Annotated in this window: 36 protein-coding genes; 3 read left to right on the top strand and 33 right to left on the bottom strand. The window is 45.2% G+C overall.

What is annotated here, in order from left to right:
- Nucleotides 1-24 precede the first annotated feature (24 nt).
- Both rlmN and lepB read left to right on the top strand, forming a co-directional pair.
- Entirely contained in the window at nucleotides 25-1,068 is a 1,044-nt protein-coding gene (gene rlmN, locus G3M65_RS03600) for a dual-specificity RNA methyltransferase RlmN (RefSeq protein WP_173833242.1), read from the top strand.
- A 4-nt stretch (nucleotides 1,069-1,072) separates the two neighbouring features.
- Nucleotides 1,073-1,756, top strand: coding sequence for a signal peptidase I (lepB, locus tag G3M65_RS03595; protein WP_173833241.1), 684 nt, complete (start codon nucleotides 1,073-1,075; stop codon nucleotides 1,754-1,756).
- Here the strand turns inward: lepB and G3M65_RS03590 are convergent.
- From G3M65_RS03590 to rplN, 25 genes are read right to left on the bottom strand one after another with little or no spacing between them, the layout of a single operon-like run.
- Nucleotides 1,746-3,452: an oxygen-binding di-iron domain-containing protein gene (locus G3M65_RS03590; protein WP_173833240.1), complete on the bottom strand. Its 1,707-nt coding sequence runs from the start codon at nucleotides 3,450-3,452 to the stop codon at nucleotides 1,746-1,748. The two genes, lepB and G3M65_RS03590, sit on opposite strands and share 11 nt — an antisense overlap.
- Nucleotides 3,452-3,700, bottom strand: a complete 249-nt coding sequence (locus tag G3M65_RS03585) for a hypothetical protein (protein WP_173833239.1) — start codon at nucleotides 3,698-3,700, stop codon at nucleotides 3,452-3,454. The genes G3M65_RS03590 and G3M65_RS03585 overlap by 1 nt, the downstream gene beginning before the upstream one ends.
- Complete coding sequence (locus tag G3M65_RS03580; RefSeq protein WP_173833238.1) at nucleotides 3,676-4,077, bottom strand: hypothetical protein; 402 nt, start codon at nucleotides 4,075-4,077, stop codon at nucleotides 3,676-3,678. The genes G3M65_RS03585 and G3M65_RS03580 overlap by 25 nt, the downstream gene beginning before the upstream one ends.
- Nucleotides 4,055-4,831, bottom strand: a complete 777-nt coding sequence (locus G3M65_RS03575) for a TlyA family RNA methyltransferase (RefSeq protein ID WP_173833237.1) — start codon at nucleotides 4,829-4,831, stop codon at nucleotides 4,055-4,057. The genes G3M65_RS03580 and G3M65_RS03575 overlap by 23 nt, the downstream gene beginning before the upstream one ends.
- Nucleotides 4,828-5,067, bottom strand: coding sequence for a YggT family protein (locus G3M65_RS03570; RefSeq protein WP_173833236.1), 240 nt, complete (start codon nucleotides 5,065-5,067; stop codon nucleotides 4,828-4,830). The genes G3M65_RS03575 and G3M65_RS03570 overlap by 4 nt, the downstream gene beginning before the upstream one ends.
- Nucleotides 5,064-5,420: a 50S ribosomal protein L17 gene (gene rplQ / locus G3M65_RS03565; protein WP_173833235.1), complete on the bottom strand. Its 357-nt coding sequence runs from the start codon at nucleotides 5,418-5,420 to the stop codon at nucleotides 5,064-5,066. The genes G3M65_RS03570 and rplQ overlap by 4 nt, the downstream gene beginning before the upstream one ends.
- 3 nt (nucleotides 5,421-5,423) lie before the next feature.
- Nucleotides 5,424-6,377: a DNA-directed RNA polymerase subunit alpha gene (locus tag G3M65_RS03560; RefSeq protein ID WP_173833234.1), complete on the bottom strand. Its 954-nt coding sequence runs from the start codon at nucleotides 6,375-6,377 to the stop codon at nucleotides 5,424-5,426.
- A 12-nt stretch (nucleotides 6,378-6,389) separates the two neighbouring features.
- The gene (rpsD, locus tag G3M65_RS03555; RefSeq protein WP_173833233.1) at nucleotides 6,390-7,019 is read right to left on the bottom strand and encodes a 30S ribosomal protein S4; all 630 of its coding nucleotides are present in this window, start codon (nucleotides 7,017-7,019) and stop codon (nucleotides 6,390-6,392) included.
- Nucleotides 7,020-7,022: 3 nt separating this feature from the next.
- A complete protein-coding gene (rpsK, locus tag G3M65_RS03550) occupies nucleotides 7,023-7,412 on the bottom strand; it encodes a 30S ribosomal protein S11 (protein WP_173833232.1) in 390 nt (129 codons plus the stop codon).
- A gap of 11 nt (nucleotides 7,413-7,423) precedes the next feature.
- A complete protein-coding gene (gene rpsM / locus G3M65_RS03545) occupies nucleotides 7,424-7,804 on the bottom strand; it encodes a 30S ribosomal protein S13 (RefSeq protein WP_173833231.1) in 381 nt (126 codons plus the stop codon).
- 11 nt (nucleotides 7,805-7,815) lie between these two features.
- The gene (rpmJ, locus tag G3M65_RS03540; protein WP_173833230.1) at nucleotides 7,816-7,932 is read right to left on the bottom strand and encodes a 50S ribosomal protein L36; all 117 of its coding nucleotides are present in this window, start codon (nucleotides 7,930-7,932) and stop codon (nucleotides 7,816-7,818) included.
- A 36-nt stretch (nucleotides 7,933-7,968) separates the two neighbouring features.
- Nucleotides 7,969-8,208, bottom strand: a complete 240-nt coding sequence (gene infA, locus G3M65_RS03535) for a translation initiation factor IF-1 (RefSeq protein ID WP_173833229.1) — start codon at nucleotides 8,206-8,208, stop codon at nucleotides 7,969-7,971.
- On the bottom strand, nucleotides 8,201-8,992 hold the full coding sequence (map, locus tag G3M65_RS03530) for a type I methionyl aminopeptidase (RefSeq protein ID WP_173833228.1): 792 nt from the start codon (nucleotides 8,990-8,992) through the stop codon (nucleotides 8,201-8,203). The genes infA and map overlap by 8 nt, the downstream gene beginning before the upstream one ends.
- A complete protein-coding gene (locus tag G3M65_RS03525; RefSeq protein ID WP_173833227.1) occupies nucleotides 8,982-9,623 on the bottom strand; it encodes an adenylate kinase in 642 nt (213 codons plus the stop codon). Before G3M65_RS03525 ends, map begins: the two co-directional genes overlap by 11 nt.
- Nucleotides 9,620-10,915 (bottom strand): preprotein translocase subunit SecY, encoded by a 1,296-nt coding sequence (gene secY, locus G3M65_RS03520; protein ID WP_173833226.1) that lies wholly within the window; start codon nucleotides 10,913-10,915, stop codon nucleotides 9,620-9,622. Before secY ends, G3M65_RS03525 begins: the two co-directional genes overlap by 4 nt.
- Complete coding sequence (rplO, locus tag G3M65_RS03515) at nucleotides 10,912-11,358, bottom strand: 50S ribosomal protein L15 (protein WP_173833225.1); 447 nt, start codon at nucleotides 11,356-11,358, stop codon at nucleotides 10,912-10,914. The genes secY and rplO overlap by 4 nt, the downstream gene beginning before the upstream one ends.
- Nucleotides 11,355-11,540 carry a 50S ribosomal protein L30 gene (rpmD, locus tag G3M65_RS03510; RefSeq protein WP_217422985.1) on the bottom strand — a complete coding sequence of 62 codons (186 nt, stop codon included), beginning with the start codon at nucleotides 11,538-11,540 and terminating at the stop codon, nucleotides 11,355-11,357. Before rpmD ends, rplO begins: the two co-directional genes overlap by 4 nt.
- Before the next feature lie 11 nt (nucleotides 11,541-11,551).
- Nucleotides 11,552-12,139: a 30S ribosomal protein S5 gene (gene rpsE / locus G3M65_RS03505; protein ID WP_173833223.1), complete on the bottom strand. Its 588-nt coding sequence runs from the start codon at nucleotides 12,137-12,139 to the stop codon at nucleotides 11,552-11,554.
- 11 nt (nucleotides 12,140-12,150) lie between these two features.
- On the bottom strand, nucleotides 12,151-12,528 hold the full coding sequence (rplR, locus tag G3M65_RS03500) for a 50S ribosomal protein L18 (protein ID WP_173833222.1): 378 nt from the start codon (nucleotides 12,526-12,528) through the stop codon (nucleotides 12,151-12,153).
- Nucleotides 12,529-12,539: 11 nt separating this feature from the next.
- Nucleotides 12,540-13,094 carry a 50S ribosomal protein L6 gene (rplF, locus tag G3M65_RS03495; protein ID WP_173833221.1) on the bottom strand — a complete coding sequence of 185 codons (555 nt, stop codon included), beginning with the start codon at nucleotides 13,092-13,094 and terminating at the stop codon, nucleotides 12,540-12,542.
- Between the two features lie 9 nt (nucleotides 13,095-13,103).
- On the bottom strand, nucleotides 13,104-13,508 hold the full coding sequence (gene rpsH / locus G3M65_RS03490; protein WP_173833220.1) for a 30S ribosomal protein S8: 405 nt from the start codon (nucleotides 13,506-13,508) through the stop codon (nucleotides 13,104-13,106).
- An 11-nt stretch (nucleotides 13,509-13,519) separates the two neighbouring features.
- Nucleotides 13,520-13,708 (bottom strand): type Z 30S ribosomal protein S14, encoded by a 189-nt coding sequence (locus G3M65_RS03485; protein WP_173833219.1) that lies wholly within the window; start codon nucleotides 13,706-13,708, stop codon nucleotides 13,520-13,522.
- A gap of 1 nt (nucleotide 13,709) precedes the next feature.
- Nucleotides 13,710-14,279, bottom strand: coding sequence for a 50S ribosomal protein L5 (rplE, locus tag G3M65_RS03480; RefSeq protein ID WP_173833218.1), 570 nt, complete (start codon nucleotides 14,277-14,279; stop codon nucleotides 13,710-13,712).
- Nucleotides 14,276-14,632, bottom strand: coding sequence for a 50S ribosomal protein L24 (gene rplX, locus G3M65_RS03475; protein ID WP_173833217.1), 357 nt, complete (start codon nucleotides 14,630-14,632; stop codon nucleotides 14,276-14,278). The genes rplE and rplX overlap by 4 nt, the downstream gene beginning before the upstream one ends.
- The gene (gene rplN, locus G3M65_RS03470) at nucleotides 14,632-14,997 is read right to left on the bottom strand and encodes a 50S ribosomal protein L14 (protein WP_173833216.1); all 366 of its coding nucleotides are present in this window, start codon (nucleotides 14,995-14,997) and stop codon (nucleotides 14,632-14,634) included. Before rplN ends, rplX begins: the two co-directional genes overlap by 1 nt.
- 196 nt (nucleotides 14,998-15,193) lie before the next feature.
- Between rplN and G3M65_RS03465 the strand changes: the two genes are divergently transcribed.
- Nucleotides 15,194-16,381, top strand: coding sequence for a TRC40/GET3/ArsA family transport-energizing ATPase (locus G3M65_RS03465; protein WP_173833215.1), 1,188 nt, complete (start codon nucleotides 15,194-15,196; stop codon nucleotides 16,379-16,381).
- Here the strand turns inward: G3M65_RS03465 and G3M65_RS03460 are convergent.
- From G3M65_RS03460 to clpX, 8 genes are all read right to left on the bottom strand, one after another.
- A complete protein-coding gene (locus tag G3M65_RS03460; protein ID WP_254426305.1) occupies nucleotides 16,370-17,059 on the bottom strand; it encodes a uracil-DNA glycosylase in 690 nt (229 codons plus the stop codon). The two genes, G3M65_RS03465 and G3M65_RS03460, sit on opposite strands and share 12 nt — an antisense overlap.
- Entirely contained in the window at nucleotides 17,056-17,295 is a 240-nt protein-coding gene (locus G3M65_RS03455) for a hypothetical protein (RefSeq protein ID WP_173833214.1), read from the bottom strand. Before G3M65_RS03455 ends, G3M65_RS03460 begins: the two co-directional genes overlap by 4 nt.
- Nucleotides 17,292-18,569, bottom strand: coding sequence for a complex I 51 kDa subunit family protein (locus G3M65_RS03450; protein ID WP_173833213.1), 1,278 nt, complete (start codon nucleotides 18,567-18,569; stop codon nucleotides 17,292-17,294). Before G3M65_RS03450 ends, G3M65_RS03455 begins: the two co-directional genes overlap by 4 nt.
- Complete coding sequence (gene nuoE / locus G3M65_RS03445) at nucleotides 18,544-19,014, bottom strand: NADH-quinone oxidoreductase subunit NuoE (protein WP_173833212.1); 471 nt, start codon at nucleotides 19,012-19,014, stop codon at nucleotides 18,544-18,546. Before nuoE ends, G3M65_RS03450 begins: the two co-directional genes overlap by 26 nt.
- The gene (locus G3M65_RS03440; RefSeq protein ID WP_173833211.1) at nucleotides 19,014-19,856 is read right to left on the bottom strand and encodes an MqnA/MqnD/SBP family protein; all 843 of its coding nucleotides are present in this window, start codon (nucleotides 19,854-19,856) and stop codon (nucleotides 19,014-19,016) included. Before G3M65_RS03440 ends, nuoE begins: the two co-directional genes overlap by 1 nt.
- Nucleotides 19,828-20,826: a UDP-3-O-(3-hydroxymyristoyl)glucosamine N-acyltransferase gene (gene lpxD / locus G3M65_RS03435; RefSeq protein WP_173833210.1), complete on the bottom strand. Its 999-nt coding sequence runs from the start codon at nucleotides 20,824-20,826 to the stop codon at nucleotides 19,828-19,830. The genes G3M65_RS03440 and lpxD overlap by 29 nt, the downstream gene beginning before the upstream one ends.
- Entirely contained in the window at nucleotides 20,823-21,308 is a 486-nt protein-coding gene (locus G3M65_RS03430; protein ID WP_173833209.1) for an OmpH/Skp family outer membrane protein, read from the bottom strand. The genes lpxD and G3M65_RS03430 overlap by 4 nt, the downstream gene beginning before the upstream one ends.
- 97 nt (nucleotides 21,309-21,405) lie before the next feature.
- Nucleotides 21,406-22,644, bottom strand: a complete 1,239-nt coding sequence (gene clpX, locus G3M65_RS03425; protein WP_173833208.1) for an ATP-dependent Clp protease ATP-binding subunit ClpX — start codon at nucleotides 22,642-22,644, stop codon at nucleotides 21,406-21,408.

Raw genomic sequence — 22,644 nt, 5'->3', positions numbered from 1 at the left:
TCAATGTTATAAATTTAATACACTATGTGGTTACTATCCTCTCTTAATTTAAGGGAGCTAACGGACATACTCATAGGGCTTGGTCTTGAACCCTATAGGGCGAGCCAGATCCTTGACTGGGTTTACAAGAAGTTTGAAACAGACTTCCAGAATATGACAAACCTCTCAAAGGCACACAGGAGTTTGCTTTCTGAACATTTCAAGGTTCATACTCTTGAGCTTGTCAGTAAAGTGCCTGCGGAAGACTCGGTAAAGTATATATTCAGAACCGAAGATGGACATCTAATAGAAACGGTCCTTATATTTGAGAGAGACCATCTAACCTTGTGTGTATCCTCTCAGGTAGGCTGTGCGGTAGGGTGCAGGTTTTGTGCCACTGCAAAGGATGGGCTTTTGAGAAACCTAACAACCTCTGAGATAATTGACCAGTATCTCCTCGTGCAGAAAGAAACACCCAATAGGATAAGGAACGTGGTCTTTATGGGTATGGGGGAACCTTTGGCAAACTACGAAGCGGTCAGAAAGGCTGTGGAGATAATGATAAGCCCATGGGGTATAGACCTCTCCAAGAGAAGGGTCAGCATATCCACAAGCGGTCTTGTAGCTCAGATAAGAAGAATGGCACAGGACCCTCTCATGAGAGAGCTAAACCTTGCGGTTTCCATAAACGCACCCTCTCAAAAACTTAGAGAAACCCTTATGCCCATAAGCAAAACCAACAGCCTTGAAGAAATCCTTAAGGCTCTTATAGAATTTCCCTATCCACCTGACAGAAGGATAATGCTTGAATATGTTTTGATAAAGAACCTTAATGACTCACCCAAACAGGCGGAAGCCTTAGCCAAACTCATAGCACCCTATAAGAGGAAATTTAAGGTAAACCTCATACCCTACAATCCAGACCCATCTATCCCCTTTGAAAGACCCTCCATGGAGGGCGTATATGCTTTCCAAGAAGTGCTAAGGAAATACAACATATCCACCTTTATAAGACTGAGCAAGGGTATTGAGGTTTTCGGAGCTTGCGGACAACTAAGGAGCAAAAGGCTTGAGCTTATGGTAAAATAGAAGGGTGCAGGCAGTTCCTAAATGGATTAGAGAGCTCATAGTAGTCATAATAGTGGTTCTTTTTATAAGGGCTTTTCTTCTACAGGCTTACAACATACCTTCTGGCTCTATGAAACCCACCCTTCTTGTGGGTGATTTTATACTGGTCAACAAGTTGGTTTACAGGCTTTCTGAACCTCAGAGAGGGGATATAGTAGTTTTCAGGTGGCCAGTAAACCCGCAGATAGACTTCATAAAGAGGATAATAGGTATGCCTGGCGACACTCTTGAAATAAAGGGTGAAAGGGTATTTATAAACGGTCAAGAATTACCTTTGAGGTTTGTGGAAGAGGTTTTGGAGGATGGAAACCTAAAGCTCATCTATGAAGAAACACTTCCCAATGGGGTAAAGCACAAAATAGCCCTATATCAAAGCCCTTTAATACAAAGAAAAGATGTTTATTATGCTAAGATACCCGAAGGATACTACTTTGTAATGGGAGATAACAGAGACAATAGCGAAGACAGCAGATACTGGGGGCTTTTGCCAAGAGAGAACATAGTAGGGAAGGCTTTTGTGGTTTACTTTTCTGGAGATATACCTCCCCTTGATAGCACAGATGTAAGCATACTTACTGGTTTTAAACAGCTTTTTCTTGCCCTGCTGAACCCGAGATTTGAAAGGATAGGCAAGCCTCTTATATGGTGATGGAAATACCCGCCATATAAAAGTGTTTTATTGCTTTTTTTATAGTAGCAGGGTTTATACCCTTTACATACATGAGGCTTAATATGAGAGAGGGTATATTTTCGGGGTCTACAAAAGGCTCTACTATTTTGTTGTCTTCCATGTACATAAAGCTACCCAGCTCCTCAAGGAAATTCTGAAATTCCTGTGTTTCTAAGTTGTCTCTAAGATAAGACAGAATGCTGTTGCAGGTTTCTAAGAGCACTTGGCTATCTCTAACCTCAGGAACTGCTAAAAATCCGCTTTCCAGTCTATCAAATATCTCTCTTATTTTGCCTTTTGAGTATATGGGATTGCCTAACATTGGTAGTATGGCATTTATTTCTTCCTTATTTACCTGTCCCAGAGACCTATTGAGGGTATCCTGCGAGGGTATGAAAAGGCTTGTATATATAAGCACATCTTCCATGTCCCCTCCCTCTAAGGGGTTAAGGTCTTCATAAGTGCAAAGAGAGCTCAAAAACCTTCCAGTAAATAGAAAGCCCGTGCTTTCCTCCAATACTGCAAAACTACCTCTCTCAGGAAGAAAGGGTAAGGACAGAAACCTTAGAACATCTCCAGTGGCTAACCTAAGCCTTTTGTTGGGGAAGGTTTCAAAAGCCTTTATTCTTGCCTGCGGAATACCAAAAGCCCTTAATCGCTGAGCAATGCTAAGAGAAGTTATCACGAAAGCCTTTTGGTTTGACTGTAGAAAATTTACAATTCCCGAACAATCATCCACCCCAGAGCTAAGCACTACCACCGCCTTTACAGCTTCTACAGTGCCAACCACCTGCTCCAGCTTTGACCTTATAAGGACATAATCTTGCACCGTGCCTATGTTTATAAGCATGGGAACCTTTATGTTATCCTTTTCGTATATACGCAGGTATGCGTTTTTCTGGAATAGCCCATCCTCCTGAGGCGACCCTATCCAGAAGAACCCATAAGATATTTCTATAGGTTGGCTTAAATCAAGAGTAGACTTTGGGGCTTTAGTTTCTTCTACTTTTGAAACGGGTTGTGAAACAGCCTGCGGTGGGGCATAACCATAGACAAGACCAGAGAAGAACTCCCAGTTGTCTTTGTATACATAGCTAATAACAGCCTTATCCTCCTCGTAGATGTCAAGTCTGATTTTAACATCCTTTACAAACAAATTAGCCAATTCCTCTATCCCACAACTACAACCCTTTATAATGCCCTTATGTATGTATATGGTGCAAGATTTCTCCTCATCCTCTACTACGAGGGCTGAAGTAGCACCTTTACGCAAGAGTTTAATTAGCAAATTCAGGGGACCTATTATTGACAGGGATGCTGAATCTTGCGGGTCCCTGCTTAGGCTGACTATTTTGGTTAAAAGTTCCATAGGATTAAAGGGAATAACCTCGTAGTTAACTTCCCTCAGTCCGTATTTTGCTAACGCCTCTGCATCTTCATAGCTTTCTACAAACAGAATGGGCAGAAGGTATTTTTCAAGTTCAAGGAGCTTAAGCCAGAAACCTATATCTTCCGCGGGAAGTATTATGACCTCAGGTTCTGATACCTTTAAAAGCTCAAAGGCTTTTTCCTCATCAAAAGCTATAAGGAGTTTATGTCCAGTTATGTTAAATATATCCGCAAGAAGAGGAAAGTATTGTTTCTTTTTGTCTAAAAGCATACACATAACACCCATCAGTAAACCTCCCCCTTCTGAGCTGCTATTCTCAGAAGTGCTAACTGTTCTTTGAGTATGTTCATTGATTGCACTAACATGAAAAAGGCATGCTCCACCTTAAGAAGCGCAGACTGAAAGGACAGGTCATCTTCGAGAAGTCTTAGCTCTCTAAACCTTCTGTAGAACTCATCTGCCTCAGTGCCAAAACTCAGAAGAGCTTTAATGGTCTCCTCTGAAAGATCTAAAGCGAGTTTCTTGGTATCCATATGCTACCTACCTCCTCTCCTTCTGACCTTGGCATATTATATCTACTAAAAAGTATAGATTCAACCATTTTGAGCTCATAGTCTTGCAGGTTTTCTATCCATAACCTCGCATTACCTTCTTCCATCACATATCTTAGGATTATGTCTCCTTCCTCATCCATGTATACATCTCCACCCCCTGTCATAAACCCTACCGCCACTGAAAGGGTAAGGAAATTTAGTGCATCCACTCTCATCTTCGGTCTTTCAATACTCTTGTTTATCTTAAGGTAAGTGCATAGAGCAAGACCCACTCTCATGAGGTTTTCCGGAGTAAAGGGGAATAGTCCAACCTTCCCCTGCATGTAGTTTCCTTCAAACAACTTCCTTGATTGCACCTTCCACAGCCTCCTCTAAATTTTCCAAGGCTTTAAGATGCTTGCCTGAGAGAATGAAAAACTCCTCGTTGCCCTTTGTTCCCTTTGGTTTTGACTTTATTACCTTAGCCACATTAAAACCTAAGGAAATTAGAAACTCCGCTACCTTTAGCACAGCCCACTTTCTTTCCTCTTGCTCTCTAACTATTCCCTTTTTTACCTTCTCTGGACCTACCTCAAACTGTGGCTTTACCAACACTATCAAAAGCCCTTCCTCCTTAAGGAATTTTACCACATATGGAATTAGCTTTGTTGCAGAGATGAAAGATACATCCATCACAATGAGGTCTACGGGTTCTGGTATATGCTTTTCTGTAAGCTCTCTTGCGTCGGTCTTTTCATAGAGCACAACCCTTGGGTCTGACCTGAGCTTTGGGTCCATTTGACCGCGACCCACATCCACCGCGTATACCTTTTTAGCACCATGCATAAGAAGGCACTGAGTAAAACCACCTGTAGAAGACCCTACATCAAGTGCGGTCATACCTTTCACATCAAGTCCAAACCTTTGGATAGCCCATTCTAACTTATAACCACCTCTGGATACATATTTAGGAAGCTCTTTAACCTCTATAATTTGCCCCTCTTTTATTTTCGTCCCTGGCTTTGTAATAGGTTTGCCATCTACATACACAAGCCCTGCCATTATTATGGCTTGAGCCTTTTCTCTACTAGAGACATAACCCTTTTCAACCAGATACTGGTCAAGCCTCAAAGCCTAAAAAGATGCTTTATGAAGTAGAGTATAAAAAGAAGGACAAGAGGAGAAAAGTCAAACCCGCCAGTGGGTGGAAGAACTCTTCTTATAGGGTTAAGAAGGGGTGATATAAGGCTGTCTAACACCTCGTATAACTTACTTTCCCTAACTTTGGGTATCCATGAGCCTATGGCATGGATAAAAACCAAGAGTATAAGCAAGTTTATGAAGAGGGATAAAATTCCCTTTATCATTCCACAAGCTCAAGGATAGCAAGCTCGCACCCGTCACCCCTTCTTCTTTCGGGCAATTTTATGATACGCGTATAGCCTCCATTCCTATTTTCAAACCTAGGAGCTATCTCTTCAAAAAGCCTTTTGACTACCTTTCTATCAGGTAAGAGAGACAGGGCGAGCCTTCTGGAGGATAGATCTCCCTTCTTACCAAGGTTTATGAGCCTTTCTACAAAAGGTCTTACCGCCTTAGCCCTCTGAAGGGAAGTCTCTATCCTCTCTTCCATTATGAGGGCTCTGGCAAGGGATCTGTATAGAGCAAGCCTTTGTTCCTTTGTCCTGTCAAAGTGCTTTTTCTTAACCCTGTGCCTCATCTTTTACCTCCTACTTTCTATGTCCATACCCAGGTAAAGCCCCATCTGTTTGAGAGCTTCCTTTATCTCATTGATGGCTTTCCTACCCACGTTCTTTGTCCCTTTGAGGTCTTCCTCTGTGAGCTTTACAAGGTCTCCTATGGTAGATATACCCATCCTCTTTATTGAATTGAGAGCTCGCTGGGATACATCCAGTTCCTCTATGGGAAGGCTTAGCTTTTCCACAAACTCCTCAACCACTGACACTGGCTCCTCTATGACTGGCACCTCAAAGGATATGTTTTCGAGGGGAGTAAAGTTTTTAATTATTAGATCAACCGCTTCCTTTATGACCTCTTCTGGGGTTTTTGTGCCATCTGTGTAGACTTCCATTATAAGCCTATCGTAATCGCTTCTTTTCTCCACCCTTGTCTTTTCCACTCTGAAGGCCACTTGACGAACCGGTGAGAAATCCGCATCCACCAGTATCCATCCTACCTCCCCAAGGACTTCCATTTCCTCCGTAGGCACATATCCAAAACCCTTTTCTATCCTTAACTCTATGTTTATTTCCTTATTGGGGTCCGTAATGGTAAGTATCTTCTGGTCAGGGTTTACCACTTCCACGCTGGGAGGAACGCTTATATCCTTTGCGTAGACAACACCTTCGCCTTTCTTTTTGAGATAAAGCACCTCCACATCAGAATTGTGGAGCTTAAACCTAACTTTTTTGAGGTTTGCTATTATTTCAAGGGTATCCTCTTGGACACCATCAACCGCTGAAAACTCGTGATAAACACCGTATATCTTTACCGCAGTTAGGGCAACTCCCTGTATGGAGGACAGGAGCGTTCTTCTGAGGGAGTTTCCTACAGTTATACCGAAACCCCTCTCCAGAGGTTCCATCACAAATCGCCCATATGTCCTTGTCCTTTCTTCCCAATAAACCTTTGAGGGGAAAAGAAACTCTCTAAGCATAATCTTTCCTCCTTAGACCCTTGAGTAGAACTCTATGATATACTGAAGGTTCACTGGCACCTCCAGTTGTATGTCCTTTGGAAGGTCTATAACTTTTCCTCTGTAGTTGTCCTTATCCAGCTCAAGCCAAGGGGGAACACTTCTGGGGTCTGTGTTTTCTAAGTTTTCCAAGACCTGGGGTATGTCTCTGGAAGAGGGTTTTAGCTCTATTATATCTCCTACTTCTACCCTGTAGGAGGGTATGTCCACCTTTCTGCCGTTTACCAAAAAGTGCCCGTGCACAATCCACTGCCTTGCCTGTCTTCTGGTGCTGGCAAAACCAAGCCTGTAGACCACATTATCAAGTCTTCTTTCCAAGAGTTGGAGAAGAACCTGTCCAGTGTTGCCCTTGGAGCGGGAGGCTTCATCAAAGTATCTTTTAAACTGTTTTTCCCTCAAACCGCCGTAGAGGAACTTGAGCTTTTGCTTTTCCATAAGCCTTATGCCGTATTCAGTCAGTTTCTTCCTTCTACCCTTTACCCTTCCATGCTGACCGGGTGGGAAGTTTCTCCTGGCTAAAATTTTTGGTGCACTCTTTTTGCCCGAGACAACTACACCGAGCTTTCTGTCAATCCTTACCTGAGGTCCTATATACCTACCCATGCTTCAAACCCTCCTCTTGGCTGGTGGTCTGCATCCATTGTGAGGAATGGGTGTTACATCCCTTATAGCCTTTATCTTTATGCCTGCGGCGTAGATAGCCCTTAGGGCAGATTCCCTTCCTGCACCTGCACCCTTTACCCTAACTTCCGCTTCTTGAAGTCCATATTCCTGCATTGCCCTTTTTGCCGCCTTTTGGGCGGCAAGCTGTGCTGCGTAGGGTGTGCTTTTCCTTGTGCCCTTGAAACCAACAGTGCCACCGCTTTCCCAGACAAGGGTGTTGCCCTGTTTATCCGTTATGGTCACTATGGTGTTGTTAAAGGTGCTTAGTATGTTAACTATACCTTCTGTTACAGTTTTTTTCTGCTTTTTGGGTTGCTGTTGTCTTCTTGCCATCCATTACCTCCTTACTTTACTATCTTTTTCTTTGTCCCACCCACGGTTTTTCTCTTACCCTTTCTGGTTCTTGAGTTGGTTCTTGTCTGTTGACCCCTAACGGGTAAGCCCTTTACATGCCTCATACCCCGGTAGCACCCCATGTCTATAAGCTTCTTTATGTTCATCTGCACTTCTCTTCTTAGGTCGCCTTCTACCGTGTAGTTTTGCTCTATAAACTTCCTTATGGTGTTTAGCTCTTCTGGTGTTAGCTCTCCAAGCCTTTTGGTGCCCGGTATGCCCGTCTTTTGGCATATTTCCCTTGCCCTTGCCCAGCCGATGCCATAGAGATAAGTAAGGGCTACCTCTAACTTTTTACCGTCTGGAAGGTCAACACCTGCTATCCTTGCCATCTTCTACCTCCTTAACTACCCTGCCTTTGTTTGTGCTTTGGGTTTTCGCATATAACCATCACTCTTCCCTTTCTCCTTATCACCTTGCACTTGGCGCATATGGGTTTAACAGAAGGCTTTACCTTCATGCTTACCTCCTTGTAAGCTAAAAATTATACCACAAATCATCCCCTGTAGACTATCCTCCCGCGGGTCAGGTCGTAGGGAGATAGCTCCACCTTTACCTTGTCACCGGGCAGTATCCTTATGAAGTGTATACGCATCTTACCAGACACATGGGCAAGCACCTCGTGCCCAGTTTCCAATTTGACCCTGAACATGGCATTAGGCAGAGCCTCAAGCACCTCACCCTCAAGCACTATACCCTTCTCCTTCTGTTTTTCTTCTCCCTTCTTTTTAGCCATCCTTGAACTCCGTTAGCACTATGGGTCCTTGTTTGGTGATGGCTACCACATACTCGTAATGGGCAGCAGGGCTTTTGTCGGCGGTAATCACCGTCCAACGGTCCCCATCATGGGATATCTCCTCTGTGCCCAGTGAGAGCATGGGCTCAAGGGCAACCACCATACCCTGTCTTAGTTTGTAGTCCTTCTTTTCCCTTTTTAGTGTTTCAGGATGGTTGGGTATAAAGGGGTCTTCGTGCACCTTTCTCCCTATGCCATGACCGCCAAGGTTCTTAAGGGGGTAAAGACCGTATTTCTTTGCTACCCTATAGATAGCGTCCACGATGTCTGAGACCCAGTTACCCGGCACGCAGACTTTTACCGCCTCCTCAAGAGCTTCTTTTGTGGCTCTCATAAGCATTTCCTTCTCTTTGCTTATTTCTCCCACGGCCACCGTGAGTGCGGAGTCTCCTGCATAGCCATCCACGTAAGCTCCAAAGTCCAAGCTCACAATATCCCCTTCTTTTATTATCTGCTCCCTCTTTGGTAAACCGTGAACCACCGCCTCATTTACGGAAACACACAAACTGGCTGGGAACTTTTCATCGCTAAAGGGTGGCTTGTAGTTTAGAAAGGCAGGCTTTGCACCTCTTTTTTTGGCTTCCTCCCTTGCTATCTGGTCAAGCTCGTAGGTGGATATGCCGGGTCTTACCGCCTTTGCTACTACCTGCAAAACCTCTACCACCACATCGCAGGCTCTTTTTATCCTTTCAATCTCCTTAAAGGAGTAAAGTTCAATGCCCATCTCTTAACACCTCTAACAACCTTTTGTTCACTTCCTGTATATCTTGGCTTGCGTCCAGTCTTATCAATTTATTCTTTTTTTGATAAAATTCAACGAGAGGACTTGTTTGTTCCTTGTATACCCTGTATCTTCTTCTTACTACCTCTTCCTTGTCATCTTCCCTCTGAATTAGCTTGCCACCGCACAGGTCGCACACACCTTCCTGTTTTGGAGGGTTATACTTTCTGTGGTAGACCGCACCGCATTGAGAGCAGGTGAGCCTTCCAGAGAGCCTCTCTACCACCACCTCTTCTGAGAGGTCAAAGAGGAAAACCTTGTCCACATCCCTTTTATAACCCCTTAGCATCTCCTCGAGGGCAAGGGCTTGTGGCACAGTCCTTGGAAAGCCGTCCAGTATAAAGCCACCCTCTTTTGGCATAACCTCTTCTATGAGGGCTATCATGAGATTGTCTGGCACTAACTCACCCCTGTCCATGTATTCCTTTGCCTTCTTGCCCAATTCGGTTTGGTTCTTGACCGCATCCCTGAGGATATCGCCGGTGGATATATGCATAAGACCCAGCTCCTGAGAAAGCTTTTTTGCCTGCGTGCCTTTGCCAGAACCCGGCGGTCCAAGGAAGACCATTATCACTTTACCTTCCTCCTGTATTTTGTATACCTTTGCTGGAGGAGCTGAGCCTCCAGCTTGTTTATGGTATCAAGGGCAACGCCTACCACTATGAGGGCAGTGGTCCCTCCAAAGTAAAAAGGAACCTTGAGCCATAGGCTTACGAATATGGGTATGACCGCCACCACGCTTAAGAAGAGGGCACCCACAAGAGCAAGCCTGTTTATGATGTATTCCAGAGTTTTTTGCGTATCCTGCCCAGGTCTTACGCCAGGTATAAAGGCTCCTGCCTTTTTGAGGTTGTCCGCTACATCTACGGGGTTTATAAGCACTGCGGTGTAAAAGTAGGTGAAGAAGATTATAAAGGCTACGTAAAGTATGTTGTAGGGCAGGGTGGTGGGATTAAAGGCATCGTGTATGGCTTTGGCTATGGGATGCTGTATAAAGCCCAGCACTGTTGAGGGAATTATAAGAAGAGACTGAGCGAAGATTATGGGTATAACACCTGCGGGGTTTATCTTTATGGGTAGGTAGCTGGAAGAGCCAACAATTTCCTGTCTTCCCACCTGTCTTCTTGGATATTGGATTGGTATTCTTCTCTCTGCCTCTTGTATGAATACAATACCAACAACCACCGCCAAGACAAAAAGTATGACACCCACAAAGGCAAAAGGTGAAATATCTCCGTTCTTTAACATATCCCAAACCCTTATGCCTGCACTGGGAAAGCCTGCCACTATACCGGCGAATATGAGCAAAGACATACCGTTGCCAATACCCTTTTCAGTTATCCTATCACCCACCCATACAAGGAACATGGTGGAGGATACGAGGGCTATTACAGTGGTTAGGGAGAAAAGAATTCCTGTATCAGGCACTATAGGAGTTCCCTTCGGTGATACCTGCCCCTGAAGCCACACCGCTATACCCATGGATTGCACGAAAGCTACAAAGAGGGTAAGATACCTCGTATACTGGTTTATCTTATACCTTCCGTAGTCTCCTTCTTCTTTTGCAAGTCTTTGTAGCTCTGGCACTGCCACGGTAAGAAGTTGCATCATTATAGAGGCGGATATGTAAGGCATAACCCCAAGGGCAAAGAGGGTCATCCTGCTCAGGTTCCCTCCTGAGAAGATATCGTATAGATAAAAAAGCGTCCCCTCAAAGCTCTTGAAGAAATCCTGTAGGGCGGTGGTGTCTATGCCTGGCAGTGGGATATGACTGCCAAGTCTGTATATGGCTAGCATAAAAAGCGTGTAGGCAAGTCTTTTTTTGAAGTCCTCCAAGGAAAAGAGCTGTTTTATATACTCTATCACTTTATCTCCTCGCAGGTTCCACCAAGGGCTTCAATCTTCTGCCTTGCGGAGACCGAAAAGGCGTGAGCCCTTACTCTAAGAGGCTTTGTGAGCTCTCCATCTCCGAGCACTTTTACTGGCATACCCTTCTTCACAAGACCCCTTTGAAGAAGAAGCTCTGGCGTTATCTCTTGACCTGCTTCAAAGTATCTTTCTAAGGTCTTGAGGTTTACCACCGCATACTCTACCCTGTTTATGGGTCTAAAGCCCCTCTTTGGCACTCTCTTATGGAGTGGTGTTTGTCCGCCCTCAAACCATGAGGGAAGTCTTCTGTCTCCAGACCTTGTCTTTTGACCCTTGTGTCCCTTCCCACAGGTTTTACCAAGTCCAGAGCCTATACCCCTTCCAACCCTTCTTTTTTCCTTCACCGCTCCTTCGTTGGGTGCAAGCTCATGCAGTTTCATTCCTTAACCTCCTCTACTTGAAGAAGATGAACCGCCTTGCGTATATTACCCCTTACCATGGGGTTGTCCTCAAGCAGGACTTCCTGACCCACCTTCTTGAGACCAAGGCTCTTTACCGCCTTTACTTGAGCCTCTGGTTTTCCTGCGAGACCTCTAACAAGTTTTACTCTCAGCCTTGCCATGTTTTTCCTCCTCATGGTATGCGCAGGTCTCTTGCGTAGATGTTGTATCGCTTTTTGAGAACCTCCAAGTCTATTCCTCGCTCTCTTGCCACCTCTTCCAGAGACCTTAGCTTGAGTAGGGCGTCAAAAACCGCCCTTACCACATTGTTGGGGTTTGTGCTTCCTTGTAGCTTGGTAAGCACGTCCGTATAACCTGCCAATTCAAAGATAGGCTTTGCTGCACCCCCAGCCACTATACCCGTTCCACGCCTTGCAGGTATAACCTTTATCATGGTAGGACCGTAATGTCCTATCACGTCATGTGGGACAGTGCCGTTTTCTATTGGCACTCTTATTATGTGCTTTCTTCCGTCCTCTATGGCTTTGGCTATGGCTATTGGCACTTCTCTGGCTTTTCCAAGTCCAAAGCCTACAAAACCCCTTTTGTCGCCCACTATTACCAAAGCACTAAAGGAAAACCTTTTTCCACCCTTTGTGACCCTTGTGGTTCTTTTGGCGTAAATGAGCCTCTCTTCTATCTGTAGCTGGTCTTCAAGCTCCGCTATCCTCTGGTCTCTTCTTTTGTTGTCAATAAGCTTTTCAATGGATATGCCACCCATCTTTGCCTCCTTTAGAATTCAAGTCCAAGCTCTCTGCATTTGTCTGCAAAAGCCTTAATCTTTCCATGGTAAAGGAAACCGCCTCTGTCAAAGACCACCTTTTTTATGCCCTTCTCGGTAGCCCTTTTTACCAGAATCTCTGCCACCTTCTGCACATCCTCTATGGACTTTCCACCCCTTTTGCCCGTGAGCTGGACAAACTCTGGGTCTATGGAAGATGCGGAGACAAGGGTTTTTGACTGTCCTCCAGTATCATCAATGAGCTGAGCGTAAAAGGCGTGCAGGCTTCTATACACGCATAGCCTGGGCCTTTCTGGTGTGCCTATTATCTTCTTTCTTATCCTCTTATGCCTTCTTTCTCTCTTTTCATGCCTGCTTAGCTTTGCCATAGACTACCTCCTTACTTCTTACCACCCTTGCCCTTTCCGGCAGCCTTTCCAGCCTTGAGCCTTAGCACTTCGCCCTCGTATCTTATACCCTTACCCTTGTATACATCGGGCTTTCTGAAGGCTCTTATCTGGGCGCATACCTGACCCACCCTTTCCTTGTCTATCCCGCTTACATATATTTTGTTTTCTTTTACTTCTATCTTCACATCGGGTGGTATGGGGTATATGACAGGATGCGATAGTCCGAGGCTGAGCTCTAAGTTGTTGCCCTTTACCGCAGCCCTATAGCCAAGCCCCACCACTTCCAGCACCTTGGTAAAGCCTTCGGTCACGCCCTTTATCATGTTCCTTATGAGTGCGGCGGTGGTGCCATGCATAGCCCTGTGAAAGGGTTGGTCTGTGGGTCTTTCTACCCTTATGGTGTTGCCCTCAAGGCTTACCTTTATGTCTGGGTGCACTTTCATGGAGAGCTTGCCCTTTGGTCCTTCAACCCTTAGCTCTCCATCCTGAAGGTTTACCCTTACACCTTGAGGTATCTCAATGGGTTTTTTGCCTATCCTTGACATGTTCGCACCTCACCATACATAGGCTAATATCTCTCCACCTCTGCCCAGCCTTCTGGCTTCATGGTCCGTTATAAGACCTGCATCGGTGGAGAGTATGGCTATGCCAAACCCCCTCTGCACATAGGGTATTCTGTGCTTTGGGGTGTATATCCTTCTTCCTGGTTTGGAAACCTTCTGTAGCTCCGATATGGCACTTCTTTCCTTCTTAGGGTCAAGGTATTTGAGGTGTATCCTCAACGTATACTGAGTGCCTTTTTTACCCTCTTCCAATCTCTCCCAGCCCTTTATATAGCCCTCCTTTTTTAGAAGTTCCAGTATGGCCTCCTTTAGTCTTGAAGAGGGCACATCCACATAATCCATCCTTCTCCTTATTGCGTTCTTTATGGCGGAGAACATATCTGCCACTGGGTCCATCTTTTACCTCCTTACCAACTTGCTTTTCTAATACCTGGAATTTCACCCCTGAGGGCAAGCTCCCTAAAGCATAGCCTACACATGCCGAACTGTCTTATAAAACCTCTGGGTCTTCCACAGAGAGGACATCTGTTTTTCTGCCTGACCACATACTTTGGAAAGTGCAGGACATCCTTTGCCACCTTTGCCTTTCTTGCCATATTAACCTCCTGCGCTCCTTATAGGAAGCCCCAGCAGGGACAAAAGCCAGAAGGCTTCCTCGTCTGTTTCTGCAGTGGTATGGATTATAACATCCATACCCCTTATGGCATCCACCTTTTCGTAATCTATTTCTGGAAACACTATCTGCTCCGCAATACCAAAGGCGTAGTTGCCCCTACCATCAAAAGACCTGGGGTTTAGCCCCTTGAAGTCCTTCACCCTTGGTAGTGCCACGCATATGAGCTTGTCTAAAAAGTCCCACATCCTCTCCTTTCTTAGGGTCACCTTCAAACCCACGGGCATACCCTTTCTGAGTTTAAAGCCGGCTTCGGATTTCTTTGCCCTTCTTACCGCTGGCTGTTGACCTGTTATTGCCCTCAGGTCCTCTGTGGCCCTTTCAAGATGCTTTATATCGCCCACTGCCTCGCCCACGCCCATGTTGACCACAACCTTGACTATCTTGGGCACCTCCATGGGGTTCTTGTAGCCAAAGCGGTTTATCAGCTGAGGAACTACCTCTTCTTTATACTTGGTGTAAAGCCTGGGAACATACTTGGTCTCTACGCTCATGCTCTAACCCTCACTTTTTCTCTTATAAGGTCAATGTTTTCGTTGCATTTTTTGCAGTATCTGTATTTTCTAATGGTGTCTCCTTCCAACACCGTCCTTATGCCCACCCTTGTAGGCTTTTCGCATTTGGGGCAGATAAGCATCACATTGCTTATATGGATGGGAGCTTCCATCTCGTATATGCCACCCTCTCTTACATTGGGTATTTCCCTTACATGCTTTTTCACAAGGTTCACATCCTTTACTATTACTCTGTTTTCTTCTCTAAGAACCTTGATAACCTCTCCAGTCTTGCCCTTCTCTTTTCCTCTTAGAACCACCACAGTATCACCCCTCTTTATTCTCTGAGCCATCACACCACCTCCGGAGCCAAGGATGCCAGCTTGGTAAAGCCTCTATTTCTTACCTCTCTGGCTATTGGACCTAGTATACGAGTGCCAAGGGGCTCTCCATACTGGTTGAGAAGGACCACCGCATTATCATCAAACTTTATGTAGCTACCGTCTGGGCGTCTTACCTCTTTCTTTGTCCTTACCACCACAGCCCTGTAGACCTTACCCTTCTTGGCTGGGCTGTTGGGTGCAGCCACCTTGACGGTGACTGTAACCACATCACCCACGGTAGCATATTTCCTCGGAGCGTAGGGTATACCTATAATCTGCACCTTCTTCGCGCCCGAGTTATCTGCAACATTTGCATAACCCTGCCGTTGTATCATAGCTTCCACCTCTATAACAAGCTAAAAATTATATCACAAGCAATCCTTTTTTGGGATATATCAATCAAGGCTATCCATTTTAACCCAAGCCACAGAACCATGTCAAGTAGTAAAACACGAAGCATTAGTCGGGCTATGTTAACAGGCATAAACGAGGGCTAAGATGTATCTCTTTTAATGTTATACTTTCTACTTTATGAGGGTTATTCTCTTTTCTGGTAAGGGGGGTGTGGGCAAGACTACCGTATCGGCTGCAACCGCCTACAGGCTCTCCACCCTCGGCTACAAGACCATAGTGGTTTCCCTTGACCCAGCACACAGCCTTGGCGATGCCTTTGATGTGCCAGAAGATGAAAAGATAAAGGCAAAGGGGCTACCTATAAGGATATCAGATAACCTCTACATACAGGAGATAGACATACAGGAAGAAGTGGACAGATATTGGGGAGATGTTTACAGGTTTTTGGAGCTTCTTTTCAATACCACCGGGCTTGACCAGATTGTCTCTGAGGAGCTTGCCATACTGCCGGGTATGGAGGAGGTTACAAGTCTTCTGTATGTAAACAAATACTATAGAGAAGGTGAGTTTGATGCTTTGGTGCTTGACCTACCTCCTACCGGTGAGTCTTTACGCTTTGTTTCTATGCCAACGGTCCTCAAATGGTATATGAGAAAGATATTCAACGTAGAGAGAACCATACTCAAGGTGGCAAGACCTGTAGCAAGACGCCTTACGGATGTCCCCATACCCGATGACGAATACTTCAAAGCCCTTGAAAATTTCTACGAAAAGCTAAAGGGAGTGGACGAGCTACTGGTTGACCCCGAGATAACCTCTGTTAGGCTTGTGGCAAACCCTGAGAAGATGGTCCTAAAAGAAAGCCAGAGAGCCTTCATGTATTTTAATCTCTTTGGAGTCAACGTGGATGCGGTGGTGGTCAACAAGGTCTTACCTCCTTCCGTGGAGGGCTGTGAGCATTTCTCAAGATGGGTGCTTACGCAAAAGAGATACCTTGAGGACATGCAGGCACTCTTCTATCCTGTTCCTGTCTTTAGTGTTCCTCTGATGGAGGACGAGGTGGTGGGCGAGGAAAGACTCAGAATTCTATCTGACCTTATATACGGCGACTCGGACCCTATAAGGGTGTTTCATAGAGAAAAGCCCTACGAGTTTGTAGAGCAGGACGGTGAATACATTGTAAAGCTAAAAGCTCCCTTCCTTACAAAGGATGGGCTTTCTGTGCTAAAGAGCGAGGGTGAAATAGTGATAAGGTGGAGAAACTTCAAAAGCCACATACTTCTTCCCAGAAAGCTCAGAGACTACAAGCCAGCAGGGGCAAGGATAGAGGAGGGATATTTGAAGATTTTCCTCTCAAGAGCCTGATAGGAATTGTTTTATCCTTTTGAGGTCCTCCACGAACTCATCCTCTGCCCCAGGATTTCTAAGAATGTAGGCAGGATGATAAGTGAGAAAGACCCTTATTCTTCTGTCGTAGGGATAATCAAAGAAGGCTCCTCTGTGCTTGGTTATGGGCATGGACTTTCCCAGTATGCCCTCAAGGGCTGTGGCACCCAGACACACTATTAGCCTTGGGTTTATTATCTCTATCTCTTTACGCAGGTAAGGTAGGCAGGTTTGCATTTCCTTTGCGGTGGGTTTTCTGTTGCCAGGAGGTCTTGATTTTACCACATTGGTTATGTATATCTCTTCGCGTCTTAGCCCAACCTCTTCAAGTTTTTGATTGAGATACCTGCCAGCCCTTCCCACAAAGGGTCTTTTTTGTTGGTCCTCTTCCTCTCCGGGGGCTTCGCCCACAAAGACCACAGGTGAATGAGGATTTCCTTCCCCAAAGACATAACCGCTCGCTCCCTCGTAGAGGATGCACTTTCTCTCCTCCTCAAGTTTTCTATACAAAGCCTTCAACATTTCCTCTTTGCTCTGGGTAGGTTCTTTGACCTTTTGTGAAGGCTCTACCTGACTTTGCGGAGCTTCTTTTTCTATATACAAAACGTCAAAGCCAATTTCTATAAGAGACCTTATAGTATGCTTCAAAGTCTTCATCTTTTAAAGAGGTCTTCAAGCCAAGACCTTTCAAAGCACTTAACTCCCTCCTCATAACTTTGGCTCTTTTCTAAACAGCTTCTTATACCATCAAGCCTCTTTAAACCAAGATTTTTGCATATACTCCAAAAATATCTACAGTATTCCTTATCCTCTAAAGGATTGCTTTCGCACTTTTGCCCTTCTGAAGCGTAAGCAAGGTAAACCGCAAAGAAAGACAAGAGAAAAAACCTCATACTCCTAATTTTACTTGCTTTCTGTATTTCTCCCACTCTTGTGGGAACTTTTGCATAGTTTGACGAATTAGCCTACCCGCAACTGCACCAAGACCGCATATAGAAGTGGGCTGTATGTGTGAGTTCACAAACTCAAAGCCTATCCATTCTCTTTCATCCGCTTCATGGTGAAGTATCTTCTCAAGTAGATTAGCCTGTTCATGGGTGCCAACTCTACAGGGCGTGCATTGACCACAGCTCTCATGAGCGTAAAACTCTGCTACCCACAGACAAGCTTGGACTATATCGTCTTCTTCTGTCAGGACTATAACCGTTCCCGTCCCACCAAAGCCAAAGGGCGAGTAGTCCATGGGTGTGTCTAACTCCTCTGCGGAAAAACAGTCAAGGGCTCCGGAGAATACTGCCTTAATCTTTTTGTTTCCAATAGTTCCTCCCGCATACTTGAAGATAACTTCTCTGAGGGTGGTGTTCATGGGGAGCTCATAGACCCCCGGCTTTTTCACCTTTCCACTTACAGGAAAGAGCTTGGGACCTGGATAGTCGCTGGGTCCTATGTAGCGATACTCTTCCCAACCCATACTTACTATTAGTGGTATATTGCAAAGGGTTTCCACGTTGTTTACCACAGTGGGTCTTCCCCAAAGACCATATTGGACAGGAAAGGGTGGTTTTATCCTTGGAAAGCCTCTCTTACCTTCAAGAGATTCAATGAGCGCACTCTCTTCTCCGCATATGTAGGCACCTGCGCCTCTTGCCACATAAATCTCAAGGTCAAAGCCAGAGCCAAGTATGTTTTTCCCAAGAAAGCCCTTCTTCTTTGCTTCTCGTATAGCATCCCTCAGTATGTAATAACCCGCAGGATATTCACCCCTTATGTATATGAAAGCCTCATTTGCCCCTATGGCGTAAGCAGAGATTATCATACCTTCTATGAGAAGGTGTGGGTCTCTCTCTATGAGTATTCTGTCCTTGAAGGTGCCAGGCTCAGACTCGTCCGCATTGCATATGAGATATCTCGGTGCTGGGTTTTGCACCGCAAACTTCCACTTTCTACCCGTGGGAAAGCCTGCACCACCTCTACCCCTAAGCTGGCTTTTGTCCACCCAGTCTATTATCTCCTCTGGCTTCATGTTGAGGGCTTTTTCCAAAGCGTGATAACCACCGTCCTTGAGGTAATCCTCTATGGTGTGAACTCTTGGCTTTTTAGCCCTTTTTAACAAAAGGTTAAGCGTTGTCTCTGCGTATATTTCAGGTATAACGGGATAGGATCTCATGTAGCTTCTCCTTTGATTCAAATTTATAGGTGTCGTTATCTATCATGAAACAAGGTGCCTCTGAGCATGCACCTATGCATTGCACCCCTATGAGCTTAAACCTTCCATCCCTTGTGGTCTCACCTAAGGAGATGCCAAGTAGCTCCCTTAAGGCATTTAGTACCTTGTTAGAGTTCATAAGATTACACACAACGCTTACACAAACCCTTATCCTATGCCTTGCAGGTTCTCCCCTGTCAAACATATCGTAGAAGGAGACCACATTTTCCACGTGGCTTAGTGGCACTTCCAAGAGTTTTGCCACTTCCTCCAAGGCAAAAAAGGGTATATGTCCGTAGTAGTCTTGGACTTCGTGGAGACAAAGCAACACAGCCTGTTCCTTTCTTGGAAAATACTCCACATGTTCCCTTAGCTTTTCCATTAGTTCTTGTGGCAAGACACCCATTAGTCTTTCACCTCATCGCTAAATATCACCTCGAGCATCTTAGCCTTAATTATACCCCTTTCTATGCCCATCTGTAGCAAAAGTCTTACCGCCTGCCTGCCATCCTCGCCGTAATCCAGAGTTCTATGGTTTACATACATGCTCACAAACCTTCCGGTGCGCTCCATGTCTTCTTTTATATCCCTTGCATACTCCCTTGCAAAGCTCAGGGCTTCCTCTTTGTGTTGGAGGGCATACTCTATGCTATTCCTCATTAACCTTTCCATCTTCCTTATTAACTCAGCTCCAAGGTCTTTCCTTACCACGTTGCACCCAAGGGGGAGCGGAAGGTTGGTCTTTTCTTGCCACCACTTACCTAAGTCCACCATCTTTTGTAGCCCTCTGTCTTGGTAGCTTAGCTGTCCCTCGTGTATCACAAGCCCTGCATCCACTATACCCTGTGCCACCATATCCAATACCTTGTCAAAGGGAACAACCACCTCTTCAAAGCCCGGTTCGTAGAGCTTGAGAACAAGGTAAGCGGTGGTTAGTGTGCCTGGAATGGCAACCCTTTTGCCCTTAAGGCTTTCAACCTTTTCCTTTACCACCACTATAGGTCCATATCCTTCTCCCACACTTCCACCGCTGGGTAACACAAGATACCTGTCCGCTACGTAGGGATAGGCGTGGAAGGATATGGCGGAGACCTCGTAGGTGCCCCTCAGGGCTTCTCTGTTGAGGGTTTCAATGTCCGCAAGCACATGCTCAATCTCTAAACCCTCTGTGTCTATCTTTCCAGCGGTCAAAGCATAAAACATAAAGGCATCGTCCGAGTCAGGGCTGTGGGCTATCCTTATCCTCATGCCTTTTCTCCTTAAAAAGGTCTGGCAGTTTTAAAATATAGGCGTAAAGTCGTTTCCATCTTGACCATTCCATGGCTGGGATAGTTCCTCCGTATACCTTGCCACCTTCAAGGTTTTTTGACACACCTGCTTTGGCAGAGACCACCGCTTTATCCCCTATTTCCACATGGTCCGCCACCCCAACCTGTCCAGCCAAGATTACTTCCCTACCCGTCCTTACACTACCAGAGAGTCCTACTTGAGACACTATAAGGTTTCCCTCACCTATTTTGCAGTTATGCCCTACCTGCACAAGGTTGTCTATCTTTGTATTTTCCCCAATAACCGTTTGGTCTATGAGAGCCCTGTCTATGCAGGTGTTTGCACCTATTTCCACTTTGTCCTCTATTACCACCTTGCCTATGTGGTTTAGCTTTATTATTCCCTCTGGACCCACATAGTAGCCAAAACCATCCGCACCTATCACAGAACCGCTATGAATTCTCACCCCTTCACCTATCACGCAGTAAGGATACACATGAACTCCGCTAAAAAGAACACTATTTCTACCTATCCTCACACCCTCACCTATGTAGCAAAAGGGATAAACCTTTACTCCATCCTCAAGAACCACATTCTTTCCCAAATAAACAAAGGGTGCGATATAAACATCTTTTCCTAATCTTACTCCATCTTCTATGTAAGCCTTATCGGATACGCCAGAAGGATGTTTTTCTGGGTAGAAGTAAGATAAAAAGCGTGCGAGGGCAAGTCTCACATCCTTGACTTTTATGTATGTAGGAAAGTCAATATTCTGAGATACTACTGGGATTACTTCCATCTCTCTTAGCCTCTCCGCTTCTCTTACATTTTGAAGAAAGACGACCGTGCCCTTTTTTGGATTTTCTGGTGAGGAAATTCCCTCTACCTCTAAACTGGAAGTTCCAAAGACTTCACCCTCTAAAAGCTCCGCAAGGTCTAAGAGCTTCATTTCTGTTGGTCCAGCCTCTGGATAACCTCCGTAGTAATATCTATCTCCGCAGACTTATATATAAAGGCGGAGCAGTCAAGAACACCAGTAAAGCCCTGTCTCTTTGCTATCTCCTCTGATATCCCCCTTACTCTTGATATTATCTCTTCTTCCATCTTGCCCTTTATTTCCGAGAGTTCCTTTTGAGCCTTTTGTTGAAGTTCCATTCCTTCTGCCTCCGCCTTCTGATATTCCCTTATCCTTTGCTCTCTTACGTTTTGAGCTATTCCCTTACTTTCTATTTGCTTCTTGAGTTCCTCGAGCCTCTTGTTTATCTGGTCAAGCTGTTTTTGATATTCCTCCACTTTGGCTCTTAGCTGGGTTTCCTTACCCTTTACTAGCTGTGATTCTGAAAGAATCCTATTTGGGTCAACGCAGGCAAACTTCTGCTGGGCAAAGCTATAACCAGAAAAGAGGGCAACTACAAGAAGAGCTTTTTTCATAACCATAACCTCCTTACTAAAAAGCATATCACTAAATTATGCCCTATGTTGCTTTTATAGGGTTGGATTAAGCTCCATGTATTCATGGCTTAACTCTTTACACCGCTTCTTTCATTATATATATGGGCTTTAGTTTGTTCTTCACTACTTCCGCACTTACAAGCACTTTCTTTACATCATGCAAAGAAGGTATCTCAAACATCACATCAAGCATTATCTCCTCCATGATAGCCCTTAGACCCCTTGCACCCGTTTTCCTTCTTATAGATTCTCTCGCTATTTCTACAAGTGCATCCTCTGTAAACTCAAGCTCTACACCTTCCATCTCAAAAAGTTTCTTATACTGCTTCACAAGTGCGTTTCTTGGTTCAACAAGCACCCTTATTAGCTCCTCCTCCGTTAGCTCATCAAGAACCGCAATCACAGGAAGCCTACCAACAAACTCCGGTATTAGCCCATAGTGTATGAGGTCATCCACCTCCACAAAGTGGAGCGGGTTTTCTCCTTTGTCAAACTTTCTTATCTCCGCCTCAAAGCCCACCACAGATTTGCCAAGTCTTCTCTTTATTATGTCCTCAAGTCCCACAAAGGCACCACCGCATATGAAGAGGATGTCTGTGGTGTCTATCTGTATGAACTCCTGATGGGGGTGCTTTCTTCCTCCCTGTGGTGGCACGTTGGAAATGGTTCCTTCTATTATCTTCAAAAGTGCCTGCTGGACACCCTCGCCAGAGACATCTCTTGTGATGGAGGGGTTTATGCCAGCCTTCTTGGCTATTTTGTCTATCTCATCAATGTATACGATACCCCTCTGGGCTGCCTGCACATCATAGCCACAGTTTTGCAAAAGCCTTACAAGAACATTTTCCACATCTTCTCCCACATACCCCGCCTCTGTGAGAGTGGTGGCATCGGATATGGCAAAGGGCACATCTAGTATCTTCGCCAAGGTTTTGGCAAGCAGGGTTTTGCCAGAACCTGTGGGACCTATTAGTAAAATGTTGCTTTTTTCCACCTCTACATCGTCAAGGCTAAACCCCAGCTCCTTTGTCCTTATCCTCTTATAGTGGTTGTAGACTGCCACAGAAAGCACCTTCTTTGCCCTTTCTTGTCCTATCACATACTGGTCAAGCTGTCTTTTTATCTCTTCTGGAGTGGGGACTTCTTTTGAGAGGTTATAGCTGAGCTGTTTTTTCTGCTCCTTTATTATGTTGTTGCAAACCTCCACGCACCGGTCGCATATGAAGGTATCGTTGGGTCCTGCTATTAGCACCAAAACCTCGCTCTGAGAGCGTCCACAGAAGGAACAGTGGTTTTCCTGTCTCTTTCTTGACAT

The organism is Hydrogenobacter sp. T-8 (genome assembly GCF_011006175.1).
GTDB lineage: Bacteria > Aquificota > Aquificia > Aquificales > Aquificaceae > Pampinifervens > Pampinifervens florentissimum.
This window is presented reverse-complemented; position numbering and strand designations above follow the sequence as displayed.

Bases quoted from the DNA above. Each gene is read 5' to 3' on its own strand.
- rlmN (WP_173833242.1), top strand. From the start codon at position 25: ATGTGGTTACTATCCTCTCTTAATTTAAGGGAGCTAACGGACATACTC.
- G3M65_RS03590 (WP_173833240.1), bottom strand. From the start codon at position 3,452: ATGGGTGTTATGTGTATGCTTTTAGACAAAAAGAAACAATACTTTCCT.
- G3M65_RS03585 (WP_173833239.1), bottom strand. From the start codon at position 3,700: ATGGATACCAAGAAACTCGCTTTAGATCTTTCAGAGGAGACCATTAAA.
- G3M65_RS03570 (WP_173833236.1), bottom strand. From the start codon at position 5,067: ATGATAAAGGGAATTTTATCCCTCTTCATAAACTTGCTTATACTCTTG.
- rplQ (WP_173833235.1), bottom strand. From the start codon at position 5,420: ATGAGGCACAGGGTTAAGAAAAAGCACTTTGACAGGACAAAGGAACAA.
- G3M65_RS03560 (WP_173833234.1), bottom strand. From the start codon at position 6,377: ATGCTTAGAGAGTTTCTTTTCCCCTCAAAGGTTTATTGGGAAGAAAGG.
- rpsD (WP_173833233.1), bottom strand. From the start codon at position 7,019: ATGGGTAGGTATATAGGACCTCAGGTAAGGATTGACAGAAAGCTCGGT.
- rpsK (WP_173833232.1), bottom strand. From the start codon at position 7,412: ATGGCAAGAAGACAACAGCAACCCAAAAAGCAGAAAAAAACTGTAACA.
- rpsM (WP_173833231.1), bottom strand. From the start codon at position 7,804: ATGGCAAGGATAGCAGGTGTTGACCTTCCAGACGGTAAAAAGTTAGAG.
- rpmJ (WP_173833230.1), bottom strand. From the start codon at position 7,932: ATGAAGGTAAAGCCTTCTGTTAAACCCATATGCGCCAAGTGCAAGGTG.
- infA (WP_173833229.1), bottom strand. From the start codon at position 8,208: ATGGCTAAAAAGAAGGGAGAAGAAAAACAGAAGGAGAAGGGTATAGTG.
- map (WP_173833228.1), bottom strand. From the start codon at position 8,992: ATGGGCATTGAACTTTACTCCTTTAAGGAGATTGAAAGGATAAAAAGA.
- rplO (WP_173833225.1), bottom strand. From the start codon at position 11,358: ATGAAACTGCATGAGCTTGCACCCAACGAAGGAGCGGTGAAGGAAAAA.
- rpmD (WP_217422985.1), bottom strand. From the start codon at position 11,540: ATGGCAAGGCTGAGAGTAAAACTTGTTAGAGGTCTCGCAGGAAAACCA.
- rpsE (WP_173833223.1), bottom strand. From the start codon at position 12,139: ATGGGTGGCATATCCATTGAAAAGCTTATTGACAACAAAAGAAGAGAC.
- rplR (WP_173833222.1), bottom strand. From the start codon at position 12,528: ATGGCAAAGCTAAGCAGGCATGAAAAGAGAGAAAGAAGGCATAAGAGG.
- rplF (WP_173833221.1), bottom strand. From the start codon at position 13,094: ATGTCAAGGATAGGCAAAAAACCCATTGAGATACCTCAAGGTGTAAGG.
- rpsH (WP_173833220.1), bottom strand. From the start codon at position 13,508: ATGGACCCAGTGGCAGATATGTTCTCCGCCATAAAGAACGCAATAAGG.
- G3M65_RS03485 (WP_173833219.1), bottom strand. From the start codon at position 13,708: ATGGCAAGAAAGGCAAAGGTGGCAAAGGATGTCCTGCACTTTCCAAAG.
- rplE (WP_173833218.1), bottom strand. From the start codon at position 14,279: ATGAGCGTAGAGACCAAGTATGTTCCCAGGCTTTACACCAAGTATAAA.
- rplX (WP_173833217.1), bottom strand. From the start codon at position 14,632: ATGGCTCAGAGAATAAAGAGGGGTGATACTGTGGTGGTTCTAAGAGGA.
- rplN (WP_173833216.1), bottom strand. From the start codon at position 14,997: ATGATACAACGGCAGGGTTATGCAAATGTTGCAGATAACTCGGGCGCG.
- G3M65_RS03465 (WP_173833215.1), top strand. From the start codon at position 15,194: ATGAGGGTTATTCTCTTTTCTGGTAAGGGGGGTGTGGGCAAGACTACC.
- G3M65_RS03460 (WP_254426305.1), bottom strand. From the start codon at position 17,059: ATGAAGACTTTGAAGCATACTATAAGGTCTCTTATAGAAATTGGCTTT.
- G3M65_RS03455 (WP_173833214.1), bottom strand. From the start codon at position 17,295: ATGAGGTTTTTTCTCTTGTCTTTCTTTGCGGTTTACCTTGCTTACGCT.
- G3M65_RS03450 (WP_173833213.1), bottom strand. From the start codon at position 18,569: ATGAGATCCTATCCCGTTATACCTGAAATATACGCAGAGACAACGCTT.
- nuoE (WP_173833212.1), bottom strand. From the start codon at position 19,014: ATGGGTGTCTTGCCACAAGAACTAATGGAAAAGCTAAGGGAACATGTG.
- G3M65_RS03440 (WP_173833211.1), bottom strand. From the start codon at position 19,856: ATGAGGATAAGGATAGCCCACAGCCCTGACTCGGACGATGCCTTTATG.
- lpxD (WP_173833210.1), bottom strand. From the start codon at position 20,826: ATGAAGCTCTTAGACCTTGCGGAGCTTTTAGAGGGTGAAGTCTTTGGA.
- G3M65_RS03430 (WP_173833209.1), bottom strand. From the start codon at position 21,308: ATGAAAAAAGCTCTTCTTGTAGTTGCCCTCTTTTCTGGTTATAGCTTT.
- clpX (WP_173833208.1), bottom strand. From the start codon at position 22,644: ATGTCAAGAAAGAGACAGGAAAACCACTGTTCCTTCTGTGGACGCTCT.